The 13,447-nt window shown below is 39.5% G+C and carries 11 protein-coding genes; 10 read left to right on the top strand and 1 reads right to left on the bottom strand.

The features are described 5' to 3' along the window. Positions 1-221: 221 nt before the first annotated feature. The 5 genes from AAHB15_RS10715 to AAHB15_RS10695 all read left to right on the top strand — a co-directional run bounded on the left by AAHB15_RS10715 (position 222) and on the right by AAHB15_RS10695 (position 4,549). The gene (locus AAHB15_RS10715; RefSeq protein ID WP_144562106.1) at positions 222-1,664 is read left to right on the top strand and encodes an amino acid permease; all 1,443 of its coding nucleotides are present in this window, start codon (positions 222-224) and stop codon (positions 1,662-1,664) included. Between the two features lie 93 nt (positions 1,665-1,757). After that, the gene (locus AAHB15_RS10710) at positions 1,758-1,931 is read left to right on the top strand and encodes a hypothetical protein (protein WP_186446329.1); all 174 of its coding nucleotides are present in this window, start codon (positions 1,758-1,760) and stop codon (positions 1,929-1,931) included. A 118-nt stretch (positions 1,932-2,049) separates the two neighbouring features. Next, complete coding sequence (locus AAHB15_RS10705) at positions 2,050-2,397, top strand: PadR family transcriptional regulator (RefSeq protein WP_144562105.1); 348 nt, start codon at positions 2,050-2,052, stop codon at positions 2,395-2,397. Beyond that, positions 2,378-3,016: an HAAS signaling domain-containing protein gene (locus AAHB15_RS10700; protein ID WP_335573117.1), complete on the top strand. Its 639-nt coding sequence runs from the start codon at positions 2,378-2,380 to the stop codon at positions 3,014-3,016. The genes AAHB15_RS10705 and AAHB15_RS10700 overlap by 20 nt, the downstream gene beginning before the upstream one ends. Positions 3,017-3,088: 72 nt before the next feature. Next, complete coding sequence (locus AAHB15_RS10695) at positions 3,089-4,549, top strand: DUF4153 domain-containing protein (RefSeq protein ID WP_342042358.1); 1,461 nt, start codon at positions 3,089-3,091, stop codon at positions 4,547-4,549. A gap of 97 nt (positions 4,550-4,646) precedes the next feature. On the opposite strand, the gene AAHB15_RS10690 is transcribed toward AAHB15_RS10695, so the two are convergent. Continuing rightward, positions 4,647-5,441 (bottom strand): TIGR00266 family protein, encoded by a 795-nt coding sequence (locus AAHB15_RS10690; RefSeq protein WP_335573115.1) that lies wholly within the window; start codon positions 5,439-5,441, stop codon positions 4,647-4,649. Between the two features lie 505 nt (positions 5,442-5,946). Between AAHB15_RS10690 and AAHB15_RS10685 the strand changes: the two genes are divergently transcribed. From AAHB15_RS10685 to AAHB15_RS10665, 5 genes are all read left to right on the top strand, one after another. Then, on the top strand, positions 5,947-7,692 hold the full coding sequence (locus AAHB15_RS10685; protein WP_342042357.1) for a SulP family inorganic anion transporter: 1,746 nt from the start codon (positions 5,947-5,949) through the stop codon (positions 7,690-7,692). A gap of 19 nt (positions 7,693-7,711) precedes the next feature. Further along, entirely contained in the window at positions 7,712-8,068 is a 357-nt protein-coding gene (locus AAHB15_RS10680; RefSeq protein WP_144562100.1) for an ArsR/SmtB family transcription factor, read from the top strand. Positions 8,069-8,477: 409 nt separating this feature from the next. Beyond that, complete coding sequence (locus tag AAHB15_RS10675; RefSeq protein WP_007083969.1) at positions 8,478-8,678, top strand: cold-shock protein; 201 nt, start codon at positions 8,478-8,480, stop codon at positions 8,676-8,678. A gap of 149 nt (positions 8,679-8,827) precedes the next feature. After that, positions 8,828-9,973: an exonuclease SbcCD subunit D gene (locus tag AAHB15_RS10670; protein WP_342042356.1), complete on the top strand. Its 1,146-nt coding sequence runs from the start codon at positions 8,828-8,830 to the stop codon at positions 9,971-9,973. Continuing rightward, the gene (locus AAHB15_RS10665) at positions 9,970-13,107 is read left to right on the top strand and encodes an AAA family ATPase (RefSeq protein WP_342042355.1); all 3,138 of its coding nucleotides are present in this window, start codon (positions 9,970-9,972) and stop codon (positions 13,105-13,107) included. Before AAHB15_RS10670 ends, AAHB15_RS10665 begins: the two co-directional genes overlap by 4 nt. Positions 13,108-13,447: the final 340 nt, after the last annotated feature.

The raw sequence follows: 13,447 nt of genomic DNA, 5'->3' as shown, positions 1-13,447 counted from the left end.
AAGTGTTCACATATAAGCGTTTTCAATTTTGGCACAAAACTTGCAATATAATGATTGGAATAGTGAAAAGATTAAAAAGATTTAGCCGCTGGTAATAATAAAACCGGCAGAGATCTTTTTTATCAACGGGGGATTTTCCTGTTGAATGTTTCCTTTCCAAAAGGGAAATGGGATGGAAAAATATTGTAAGCGCATTCTTATTAGAAAAAGGGGGAAACTTAATGAATTTACAAGAAAACAAGACATCGCATGAATTAAAAAGAACAATGAAGTCTAGGCATTTGTTCATGATTTCTTTAGGAGGGGTTATTGGCTCAGGACTTTTCTTGGGCTCTGGTTATACGATTAGCCAGGCCGGTCCAATGGGTGCGATTCTTTCCTACATTGTCGGCGGCTTTATCATGTTTTTAACCATGCTTTGCTTAGGGGAACTATCGGTCGCAATGCCTGTTTCGGGATCTTTTCAAACCTATACCACAAAATTTATAGGTCCAGGAACAGGTTTTGCACTGGGCTGGCTGTATTGGTTAGGGTGGTCTGTTACTGTTGCATTGGAATTACTATCTGCAGGTCAACTCATGCAAAGATGGTTCCCGGATTCACCTGTTTGGGTATGGTGCGCGATATTTGCTATTGTTCTATTCTCTCTTAATGCACTATCTGCCCGTGCTTTTGGCGAAACAGAATTTTGGTTTTCGAGTATTAAAATTTTCGCAATCTTAGCGTTCATAGTCTTAGGGGGCGCAGCGATGTTTGGTCTAATTCACATGAACGGCGGACAACCAGCACCATTTTTAACGAATTTCACATCCCATGGTCTGTTGCCACATGGAATTACAGCTCTTTTGATTACTATGATTACCGTAAACTTTTCGTTTCAAGGTACTGAATTAATTGGGATTGCAGCAGGGGAGAGCGAAGAACCTGAGAAAACCATTCCAAAATCGATTAAACAAACCGTCTGGCGTACGTTGTTTTTCTTCGTTTTAGCCATATTTGTTTTAGCAAGCTTAATCCCAATGAAACAAGCAGGGGTGATCGAAAGTCCATTTGTTGTCGTGTTCGACAGCATCGGAATTCCGTATGCAGCAGATATCATGAACTTTGTTATCTTAACTGCGTTGCTTTCTGTAGCTAACTCTGGTTTATACGCCGCTACCCGGATGTTATATGCAATGTCAAAAGAGAAGATGGCAAGTCCTAGGCTGGCACAAGTCAACAAGCAAGGGGTTCCGTTTAATGCGCTTGTCTTAACCATTGGGATTGCACTATTATCTTTATTATCCGGCTTTTTTGCTGAGGAAACAGTTTTTGTTTGGCTGCTATCGGTTGCCGGACTTGGTGCGCAAGTTGGCTGGATTTCCATTACTGCTTCACAAATAGCTTTCCGTAGGAAATTTATTCGTGAAGGCGGTAAAGTGGAGGATTTAAAATTTAAGACACCACTTTTTCCTATCTTGCCAATTATTGGCTTAACCTTAAACTGTCTTGTACTGACAAGTTTAGCATTTGATTCTGAGCAGCGTCTGGCGCTTTATTTAGGAGTTCCTTTTGTCGTGATTTGTTATTTAATCTACCATTTTAGAATCAAGAAAAATCGTGAAATGGATGGCTTAGCTGAACAAGAATTAAATCTAAATGAAAATAAAAAAATGATTATTTAAACCAACCAAAAACGCTTGGATTCGTCCAAGCGTTTATTGTTTTTTGGATAAGAGTATGTAAAACAATGGATACTAATATGGAGGTGATATAATATGAAAGATTGGAATGAACAAGCTGCCCCAAATAATAATTTAGCACCGAAAACGTTAAAAACAGGTGAATTTGTAGGGAAAGTACCAGATCATGAATTTTCTGAGGAATTATCCGATGGTGGCGAGCGGGATCAAATCATTCAAAGACAGAAAAAGAACTTAAAAATGAAATAACAAGTGGCGATTTAGAATCGTCACTTTTTTTTGAGAAATTTTTAAATTAATCATTTACAATAACGGAATTTAACTGTAGAATTTCTATGTACCTAAAAATTCTAGGTAGGTGAGAAAAATGTTTAATCGTGAATTGGTAAAAGGAAGCACTTCGTTAATTCTTCTACAATTATTAAATGAGCGTGATATGTATGGCTATGAATTAGTAAAAGAATTAGAAAAGCGCAGTGACAATGGTTTAAGTGTAAAAGAAGGAACCCTATATCCTGCCCTGCATAAGCTCGAAAAGCAGGAATACATCGAATGCTACTGGGTTGAGCAGGAAAAGGGACCAGCACGCAAATACTACCGGATCACTGATGCGGGCAAAGAATTGTTGGGTGAAAAAACACGTGAATGGCAGGATTTTGTTCAAGTGATGAACAAGGTAATAGGGAGATCGAAGCATGGAACGGCCGAAGAGTGATTTTCTAAAACAATTAAATAATGAACTTGGCAGCCATCAAGATAAGGAGAGTATTCTCCTAGATTATGAATCCCATATTGATGAAATCCTACTGGAATCTTCGGATTGTTCAACGGAAGAGGAAGTGTTGGAACGAATTGTTTCAAGACTTGGTAGCCCTGCGGAAATTGCAGCCATATGGAAGGAAGAGTTGTCCGTTACGCCAAGTAATATGAAGTGGCTGTTTATTTTGCTGAACATCGTTTTTTTTGGCAGTGGTAGTATCTTAACACTCGCACATAATCTTTATGACTGGAGCTGGTTATCGGCCCTCTGGGGTCATTTAACATCACTTCCAACCTTAATTGCCTTTTTATACTTATTTTTCTGGGCATTACTTGGGTATGAAATTGGCAAGGGATTTGGTCATGGCGGACGGACACTTTTAAGAAAAACTTTTTTATTATCATTGATTCCTAATTTATTATTGATGATTTTAACTGTATTTGAAATTATTCCGCATGCATGGTTTGCCCCGTTGCTGACCAAAACCTTTATTATTGCTTGTATCATTTTTACAATTATTCTTTATCCGGTGAGCTGGCTAGGATACCGCTGGGGCAGGAAAGCTTCGATATAAGCAGTTTTTTTTGCTTATATACCTAGCAAATCTATATATATAGATATTCTATATTAAGGAGAGGGATATACGATGGAAATTAACGTTAACAAAAAAGATTGGCTCTTTCTAGGTTTATGCTTGTTGCTCGGGATTTTAGCAGAAGAATCCTTTTTTCGAGGATTAATCGGAATTTCTTATTTAGTGTTCATTATTGCTTTTTATGCAGTATTTTTTTGGCGCTGCCGGACTATTTATTTTGCACATCAACGCTTTGGCTATCTTGTTGTGATTTGTATTTGGTTATTATCGGCAGGTTACGTATTAAATGAAAATATCCTTTTTTATATCTTAAATATCATTGGAATTCCGGCCCTAGTTATATTTCATCTCGTAGCAGTAACTAGCCCGAAGAATTTCCGCTGGAACCAGTTCGCCTTTATTCCCTATATTTTTTCAAGGCTTCTTAACGCTATAAAATATAATATAGCTTTTACCTCATCACTTGGTAAATTAGCAAAAAGGGGTGCCGATGATAATAAGTTACTTGTTTGGAAAAAGATATTGATTGGTGTGGTCATTTCATTACCGGTGCTGGCTGTGGTTTTGCGGCTGTTGACGACCGCTGATCGCCAGTTTGCGTTGATGGTAGGCGGGATTCCTGATCTGTTTCGAATTGTTGATGCCGAAGGGGTTATGAGACTAATCGTTGTTCTTATCTGTATGGCTGCATTCTTTGGTCTGATGCAAGTACTATATATAAAACAAATGAAAGTCATGAAGCTACAGGATTGGCAGGCATCTGTAAAGCTTGATCCGGTTATTTCGGTTACTGTTCTGGTCTTGATTAATCTGGTCTATATCCTATTTACAATTGTTCAATTTAAATATTTCTTCAGCGGCAGCCTGCAGGGGGATTATACTTACGCAGAGTATGCCAGAAAAGGTTTTTTTGAACTGCTGTTTGTAACGTTAATTAATTTATCGATTACAATCGTTGTTTTATCGTTAGGAGAAAGCGGAAAGAATAGTGTCAAGAGGATGAGGCAGGTCTTACTTACAATCCTTGTAATATCGAGCGGGGTTCTCCTCACATCAGCTTTTATACGGTTAAGTATGTATGAGGAAGCTTATGGCTTTACCTTTACAAGAGTTTTATCCCATTCGTTTATGATATTTCTAGTTGTGATTTTTACCTATACATTAGTCAAAATCTGGGTGGAAAGATTGTCACTGTTTCATTTTTATTTTATCACCGCATTAATTTACTACACGACAATAAACGTAATTGATTTAGATCGGATTGTGGTAAAGGAAAATACCACTCGCTATGAGGAAACTGGTAAAATTGATGCTAATTACCTTAGCAGTTTATCAGCAACTGGGGTGTTAGGATTAATTGAGCTATATGAACGAGGCGAAAACATTCCTCATTTAGAAACGATTTTACGGGACAAACAAATGGAAGCACGTACGGAAAGTCATACTTGGCAATCATACAATCTAAATAGGGAACGAGCTTCTCAAAAATTAAACGATCTTCAATTTAAATAGTCTCATGGCATGCATGTAATGTGCATGCTTTTATTTAACAATTGTCCAAATATCCGCAAAAAGGCAGGGTCTAGATTCGACCCTGCCTACAATCTAATTAATCTCCATTAAACATATCAAAGATTCCACGTGCAATACTGCCTTCATCCTTCGCACCGCCGCGTGAAGGTGCTGCTGCAAATACTCTGCTTGCAAGTCTGCTGAATGGCAGTGATTGAATCCAGACAGAGCCAGGTCCTCTTAGTGTTGCAAAGAACAAGCCTTCGCCCCCGAACATGGCCGTCTTAACTCCTTTAACAAACTCAATATCATATTGAACACTGCTGGTCATCGCGACTAAACAACCAGTGTCAACTTTTAGCGATTGGCCTGGGAGGAGCTCCTTGCGGATAATTGTACCTCCTGCGTGTACAAAACATAGGCCATCGCCTTCGAGCTTTTGCATAATGAATCCTTCACCGCCGAAGAAGCCGACTCCGATTTTTCGCTGGAACTCAATACCAACCTGGACCCCTTTCGCAGCAGCTAGAAAGGCATCCTTTTGACAAATAATTTTTCCGCCGAGTTCACTTAAATCCATTGGGATTATCTTGCCAGGGTAGGGAGAGGCGAATGAGACATGCTTTTTGCTAGCTCCAGTATTGGTAAAGGTGGTCATAAAAAGACTCTCGCCAGTAATAATCCGCTTGCCGGCACTAAATAACTTCCCCATTAAGCCGCCGCCAGAACCACCGCTGGAACCGTCTCCAAAAATAGTCTCCATATGTATGTCATCTTCCATCATCATAAAGCTTCCAGCTTCTGCCACAACAGTTTCCTTCGGATCAAGCTCGACCTCAACAAACTGCATATCATCGCCATAAATCTTATAATCGATTTCGTGGTTATTCATTCGAATCCCTCCACTTTTTTTTCAAAATAATAGCCTATGTATATTATAAGAAATTTAGGAAAAAAGCGCTAATTTTAATTGAATAAAAGGGCATTGTAATTTGACCAGTGTCTAGCTCCAGCGCATAGCGGCTAGTAGACTTCGCTCTACTCCCTACGATAAGTCAACGCGGAAAAGCTAACGCTCTCCGTGTTTCCTTTATCTCAGTCAAAGCGCTCCAGTCTATACGCCGTTAACCGTGCGCTTCCGCTTTTCCATTAAAAAAGACGCCTGTATATACAGGCGTCTTTTGCGTATTGAGGCGAAAAACCACACTCCACATAGTGTGCTCCATAAAGGAATGTTTCTCGGCTTACACAACTCAGCTCATCGCTTAATCATTATAACACTATGATACATTGGAAAACAAGAAAAACTTTTTTTGTTAAATACTTGAATATCAGTTAGTATTACTATATATTCAAATAATCAGATATGCTAAAATAAAATGATAAGAAGGGTTACTATGTTTATTGACAAGAGATTCCATCCTTACTCTTTAGGCAGTTTTCGAAAAGACCTGCTTTCAGGTTTAATTGTCGGTGTCATCGCCATTCCATTGGGCATGGCGTTTGCGATTGCTTCGGGGGTGAAGCCGGAGTATGGAATCTACACAACGATTGTGGCGGGAATCCTGATCTCCTTACTTGGGGGTTCTAAATATCAAATTGGCGGACCAACTGGCGCCTTTATTGCGATATTATTTGGGATTGTTATGACGTATGGTTATGAAAATCTTCTTATCGCTGGCTTTATGGCGGGGATTATTTTAACGCTAATGGGGATCTTCCGCTTAGGTTCCCTAATTAAATGGATCCCGCGGCCGGTAACGATTGGTTTTACAGCAGGGATAGCTGTAACCATTTTTACAGGACAAATTGCTAGTTTCCTGGGATTAACAGGAATAAAGAAGCATGAAGAATTTATTTTAAACCTAAAGGAAATTCTTGTTCATCTAAACTCAATTAATCTATTCAGTTTGCTCACAGCAGGGATTTGTTTAATGATGGTGTTACTAACACCAAAGGTTGCTCCTAAAATTCCTGGACCGCTAATTGGATTATTGGTTTCCACACTTGTAGCTACAATTTGTTATCCTGGTCATGTAGCGACAATTGGAACAGCATACGGAGAAATACCAAGTACATTACCGCGGTTACATGTACCATCCGTTAATCTTGAGGTTATTTTGAAGCTTTTAAAACCGGCATTTGTGATTGCCATGCTTGGTGGAATTGAATCACTTCTTTCTGCGGTTGTAGCAGACGGAATGACCAGCAGCCGTCATAATAGTAACAAAGAGTTGATTGGTCAAGGGATTGCAAACATGATAACCCCGCTATTTGGCGGGATCCCGGCTACAGGGGCATTAGCCCGAACAGCGACAAATATTAAAAATGGAGCCGTTTCTCCTTTCTCCGGTATTACCCATGGGATCGTGGTCTTACTAGTATTATTGTTCTTTGCACCCAAGGCTTCTTATATACCGCTCGCTAGTATGGCCCCAATCTTAATGGTTGTTGCCTGGAATATGAGTGAACGAAAGGTATTTGCCCATATTGCCAAAACAAGATCAACAGATTCAATCGTGCTTTTGGTTACTTTTTTCCTTACCGTATTTGTGAACTTAACAACAGCCGTTGAAATTGGGTTAGTAATGTCTGCGATACTGTTTGTGAAACGAATGAGTGATGTGACTACGACGGCGAAGGCGCTGCCTAATCCACAGCATCGACAAGGAAAAGTAGAAACATCAATGGTTACTGATACCCACGATTGCCCGCAAATTAGTATCTTTAATGTGGAGGGACCGTTATTCTTTGGTGCAGCTCAAACATTTGAGAAAACGATTATGGAAACCATTAACTATCGTCCTAAAATCCTTCTCTTGCGGATGAGCAAGGTTCCGTTAATGGATACAACTGGGGAAGCCATCCTTGCAAGTATTGTGAAACATTTTTCCAAAAGTGGTATAGTGTTGATATCAGGATTGAATCCGCAGCCGGAGAGTGTTCTTAAAAAGACAGGTTTAGTGGATGTCATTGGGCAGGACCATTTTTTTGAACATACAGGGGAAGCCATTCAATATGGATTAACACAAATAAATGAAAATAAATGCCTGGGCTGTAAACATTTTGCCTTTAGGGAGTGTAAACGACTGTCAGCACAAGAGGTTGTTGAAAATAGGGCAAAGTTAACAGCCACCTTTTAACAAATGAGGATGTGATGATTTGAATTTGGAAATGCAGCAATTTAAAGCGGAATTTTTTAAAGCACTGGCCCATCCATTAAGAATCCGCATTTTGGAACTGCTGGCCGAAGGGGATAAAAATGTTAATGAGATTCAAACCCTTGTTGGCAGTGAAGGTTCTGCTGTTTCACAGCAGCTGACTATTTTACGTGCAAAAAATATTGTTACAGGTACAAAGGAAGGCAATAAGGTTATCTATACTTTGAAGGATCCAATGATAATTGAACTGCTAGCCGTTGCCCGTCAGATTTTTAATAATCATTTAGTAGATACGATTACCATACTCGATAAGTTTAAAGAAGAGGAAGAAGATGTCCTGCCACAGCCGAAGAATTAATGTCTTCGGCTTTTTTATTATGAAAGCCTGCTTCAAATTTTATAGAAATTCTAAAATTGCCAACAATCGATAGTATAAAGCAATTATGCTTTTCTAATCCGCCCAATTATTTTTCCGCAAATTACGACAAAAATGTTTTGGGATATCTTTTTGGAATGTAGAATGTAAATGAGAGAAATAGAGAATTGTAGAACCATGTATTTATATGTCAAAACTACCATTCTTGACATAATTTCTTAAAAATGATAAATTTTAAACAGCCGTTGCACACGAGATTAGATTTATGTTATAAGCTTGTTCAAAGTATTAACCGATGTTTGGATGAGGAAATGAAAGTAAAGCTATCACGTTGTAATTTGGTGAATTTTACACATGGCTTAAGTGTAAGCCCATAGGAGGATTTTTTTACATGAAAAACGGTAAAGTAAAATGGTTTAACTCAGAAAAAGGTTTCGGATTCATCGAAGCTGAAGACGGAAATGACGTATTCGTTCATTATTCTGCAATCCAAACTGAAGGTTTCAAAACTTTAGAAGAAGGTCAAGAAGTTTCTTTCGAAGTAGTTGAAGGAGCTCGTGGACCACAAGCTGCTAACGTAACTAAAAAGTAATTCTACTAAAACTACCATTACAACAGCCTGGACAAAAGTCTCAGGCTGTTTTTTATTGTTCACAATAAGATATACAAGTGATTTCCAGACTCATTCCAATTGGTATTTTGCTATAATAGTAGTATTCGAATATGCATGAGGTGACCCAAATGAAATTTATTCACACCGCTGATTGGCATTTAGGTAAACTAGTACACGGTGTTTATATGACAGAGAATCAACGTGCAGCACTTGAACAATTTGTATCGATCGTGGAAGAAGAGAAGCCGGACGCCGTTGTCATTTCAGGAGACCTGTATGACCGATCAGTGCCGCCAACCGATGCGGTTGAGTTATTAGATGAAATCCTTTTTAAAATCAATGTTGAACTAAAAACACCTGTTGTAGCCATTGCTGGGAACCATGATAGTGCGGAGCGTCTTTCGTTCGGCAGCTCATGGTATAAACACAGCCAATTCTACTTAACTGGTAAACTTACAAATAACTTAAAGCCTGTCCAGATTAATGGCGTTAATTTTTATCTGGTTCCCTATGCTGAGCCAGGTGTCGTCCGCCAGCTAGTAGAGGATGATTCCATCCACTCCCACCAAGAAGCAATGAAGGCCCTGATTGGAAAAATAGAAGAGAACCTCAATCCGAATGAACCGAATGTTTTAGTGGGACATGCCTTTGTTCTAGGCGGCCAAACCTCAGATTCTGAACGAATTTTATCTGTGGGCGGCTCAGGCTGTGTTGGTGCAGAATTATTTGCCCCATTCTCTTATACGGCACTTGGACACCTGCATAGTCCTGATGCAATTAATCATGAAAAAGTGAAGTATTCAGGATCCCTCTTAAAATATTCTTTTTCGGAAGCAAAGCAAAGAAAGTCCATTTCAATCATTGAAATGGATGAAAAGGGGAATTTTAGCCACCGTTATCGCTCGCTAACACCCAAACATGACATGCGCGAGATTGAAGGGCACATAGAAGAATTACTTGACCCTAACTTTTATGGAAATGAACAAGTGAATGATTATTTAAAAATTACCCTGCTGGATGAGGGGGCACTACTTGATCCAATTAATAAATTGCGTCAAGTCTACCCAAATGTCCTTCATTTAGAAAAGAAGATTAACCTCACTGATAGCAAGAGAAAACAATCCTACATTGCCCTAAAAAGTGAGAAAAAGTCCGAAATCGATCTGTTTGAACAATTCTACACAGACATGACCACCTCTGATTTTACAACAGAAAAAAGAGATGTTATGACAGAAATCATTCAAAAGGTGTTACGAGAGGAGGGGGTTAGATGAAACCTTTAAAATTAACCATGCAGGCGTTTGGTCCTTATGCAGGCAGAGAAGAGATTGATTTTAACCTGCTTGGCAACCGAACAATGTTTGTTATCTCCGGAAAAACAGGTGCAGGGAAGACAACCATCTTTGATGCGATTAGTTATGCTATTTATGGTAAAGCCAGTGGGGAAGACCGTAATGGGCCCGAACTCCGCAGTCAATTCGCAACAGAAGAGTTGTTAACAGAGGTTTCACTAGATTTTTCCCTCCGCAACAAAGTTTATTCGATTACGCGCTCACCGCAGCAGCTTAAGAAAAAAGACAGAGGCGATGGTTTTACCACTATTGGGGCGAAAGCGGAATTATATATGTGGGACGCAGATGGCGAGAAAAAATTGTTAGCATCTAAAACAAATGATGTGGAAGAAAAAATTAAAGAAATCATGCTGATTGATGCTAATCAATTTCGGCAAATCTTAATGATTCCACAGGGAGAATTTCGAAAGCTGCTAACGTCAGACAGTAAGGATAAAGAAGTCATCCTCCAGCGGCTATTCCACACACAGTTTTATAAATTAATCGAAGAAAAGCTGAAAGAGGAAGCAACGGAGCTGAAAAAGACAGTTGAAGATCAAGAAAAGGCACGAAATGAAGCCTTACGGCGGATCCAACCCCTTACAAATGATGAGCTCGGGCAAGTTCTAGAAAATGATCCTGCGAATCATACTGTCATTTTACCGCTTTTACAAGCTGAAATTACGGGCATGGAAGAAAAACTTGAACAATTAACGAATCAACTATCAGACAAGATTCAGGAGCAAGACAAACTAAAGGGGAAGCTTTTTGAAGCAGAAAGGCTCCTAAAACAGCTGCAAACAAAAGAGGAGTTAAAAGGGAAAAAAACGCAATTACTTGCTCAAGAGCACATATACACCGAGAAAGAAATCCAGGTTCAACGGGCACAAAAAGCTGCACTATTAGCGAAACAAGAGGAGCTTTGCCACCGGTTAAAACGGGAGTTAGACCAGCTTCAGGAAAATGTTAACATGATTGTTGGTGAAATAGAAAAACTGAACGGACTTTCTCAAGCATATGAACAACAGCTTCAAACGGAGCTTGAGCGTGAAGGGGAGCGGCAGTCTGCCCTCGATGAAGTGAATCGATTGGTGAATATGAAAGATGATGTTTACTCCTTCGCGGTATTATTAAATGAAACAAAGCAAAAGGAAAACGAGCTTAAAGCGGCAAAAGAAAAGCAATCGATTAATGAACAAAGACTTCAGAAATTGGAAGAACGGATCCAAACGTTAAAGGTCCATAAAGAAGAAATCGAAACAGGGAAGTTAACTTTTTTAGAAAATAAGAGTAAGCTTGAAAAACTGAAAGTCGATTTGACCCGACTTGAAAAGTTTGAAACACTGTTGGCACGTCATCAAAAGGCGGAACACAATTTAATCGCAATTACCGGCCGTTTCGAAAATACGGTGGCACAATATCGTGATGCTAAATCCCTTGTCGAAGAGATGGAGAAAAAATGGATCCATGGTCAGGCTGCGATTTTAGCAGCTAACCTTCATACTGGCGAAGCATGTCCTGTTTGCGGCTCCCTAAACCACCCTGCCCCTGCGATTGCACAAGAAAACAGTATTCCAACCGAAGAAGATCTGAATGCAGCAAAGGAACAAGCTCTACAATGGGAAAAGGAAAAATCAAAAGTAGAAGCGAATTTTTATCAGTGTCAATCGGAAGAACGATCACAGCAGGTAGCGGTTCAGGAAATTATTAATGAAATACGAGTCGACCGTCCAGAATTTTCAGTTGAAGAGTTAGCACATGTAAAAATCGAGGCGACTTTGGCTAAAAATGAGCTTGTACAACTTCAAAACAAGCTGGAGGAGCAAATTAAATTACTTGATTCCCTTAAGTCAGAGATTGAGTCTAGAGAGACTGAAAGAACAGCAGTACATTCTGGAATTCAGCAGCTGTCAGCATTGGTGAGTGATTTAACGGTTCAGTTTACTGAAAAGAAAACGGACCTTACTAGGATGATGAAGGTGATTCCTGAAAATCTTCGCTCCGAAGCTGAATATGAGAAGACATTGACAGCTTGTCGAAATCGTTATGATATGTTAGTGAAACAGCTTGAAGAGGCACAGAAACGCCTCCAAGTTGTGAATGAAAAGCTTTCAAGTGAAACAGCTAGATTACAAGATGCTGAGAAACATCAAGTAGCAAAACAGCAGGAGCTCGAGACAGAACGAGGTATCTTCTTAGCTAAATTATCCGAACAAGGTTTTGAAAAATACGGGATCTACGCTGCTTCTAAAAAGAATGAGGGAGAAATTCAAGGTCTTCAGGATGAAATTCGCAGCTATCGTGAGGAGTTACGCTCTGTTTCCGACCGGTTGAAGGAAATAACTGAGCTCCTAGCCGATGTGAAAACTCCTGATGTTGAGGGTATTAAGCTGGAATTGTCGAAATTTATGACTGAAATTGATAGGCTGACTCATGAACGAACAGATTTATTTGTTAAAAAACGGGACAATGAAGAAATTTATCGCCGTGTCGAGAGTCTTAATAACGAGGTAAAGGCATTAGAGGAACGTTTCAGCATTATCGGTGATCTTTCTGATATCGCTAGAGGACAGAATCATTTACGGATTACCTTTGAACGGTATGTGCTTGCGGCCTTCTTAGATGATATTTTACGAGAAGCAAATGTCCGGTTGAGAAAGATGACCTCTGGACGCTATATGTTGCAGCGGAAGACAGATCGGTCAAAAGGCAATGCCCAGAGTGGATTGGAATTACTGGTGTTTGACCAATATACCGGACAGGAGCGCCATGTTAAAACGTTATCTGGCGGAGAAAGTTTTAAAGCATCGCTTTCGTTAGCATTGGGACTAGCAGATGTAGTGCAAAATTATGCTGGCGGTGTTTCATTGGAGACGATGTTTATCGATGAAGGTTTTGGAACACTTGACCCAGAATCACTTGACCAAGCGATTGAGGCACTAATGGATATTCAAAGCAGCGGCCGGTTGGTTGGAATTATCTCACATGTGCCAGAGCTAAAAGAGAGAATAGATGTGAGACTTGAGGTTATCGCCGGGCAGACCGGCAGCCGGACAGAGTTTATGTTTTCAAATTAATTTGACAAAGCAGTGGGTTTCCTTTAATAGGGAATCTCACTGCTTTTTTGTTTTCGAATTCTGTATGTACCCGCGAGTCGTGAAAAATAGTAGGAACGATCAAAATAAAGGGTGATTGTGCCCGCAAGTTGGAAAAAATAAATGGAACGGTTAATATAAAAGATAATTGTGCCCGCGAGTCGTGAAAAATAGTAGGAACGGTCAAAATAAAGGGTGATTGTGCCCGCGAGTCAGAAAAAATAAATGGAACGGTTAAAATAAAAGGTAATTGTGCCCGCTAATCCCGAAAAATGGATTAAACAGTCATAATAAATCTTAATTTTGACCTTGAGCCAAGAAA

Origin of the sequence: Bacillus sp. OTU2372, from assembly GCF_038440275.1 — a bacterium.
Taxonomy (GTDB): domain Bacteria; phylum Bacillota; class Bacilli; order Bacillales; family Cytobacillaceae; genus Neobacillus; species Neobacillus bataviensis_B.
This window is presented reverse-complemented; position numbering and strand designations above follow the sequence as displayed.

Coding starts and splice junctions, on each gene's coding strand:
- AAHB15_RS10715 (WP_144562106.1), top strand. CDS start 222: ATGAATTTACAAGAAAACAAGACATCGCATGAATTAAAAAGAACAATG.
- AAHB15_RS10710 (WP_186446329.1), top strand. CDS start 1,758: ATGAAAGATTGGAATGAACAAGCTGCCCCAAATAATAATTTAGCACCG.
- AAHB15_RS10705 (WP_144562105.1), top strand. CDS start 2,050: ATGTTTAATCGTGAATTGGTAAAAGGAAGCACTTCGTTAATTCTTCTA.
- AAHB15_RS10700 (WP_335573117.1), top strand. CDS start 2,378: ATGGAACGGCCGAAGAGTGATTTTCTAAAACAATTAAATAATGAACTT.
- AAHB15_RS10695 (WP_342042358.1), top strand. CDS start 3,089: ATGGAAATTAACGTTAACAAAAAAGATTGGCTCTTTCTAGGTTTATGC.
- AAHB15_RS10690 (WP_335573115.1), bottom strand. CDS start 5,441: ATGAATAACCACGAAATCGATTATAAGATTTATGGCGATGATATGCAG.
- AAHB15_RS10685 (WP_342042357.1), top strand. CDS start 5,947: ATGTTTATTGACAAGAGATTCCATCCTTACTCTTTAGGCAGTTTTCGA.
- AAHB15_RS10675 (WP_007083969.1), top strand. CDS start 8,478: ATGAAAAACGGTAAAGTAAAATGGTTTAACTCAGAAAAAGGTTTCGGA.
- AAHB15_RS10670 (WP_342042356.1), top strand. CDS start 8,828: ATGAAATTTATTCACACCGCTGATTGGCATTTAGGTAAACTAGTACAC.
- AAHB15_RS10665 (WP_342042355.1), top strand. CDS start 9,970: ATGAAACCTTTAAAATTAACCATGCAGGCGTTTGGTCCTTATGCAGGC.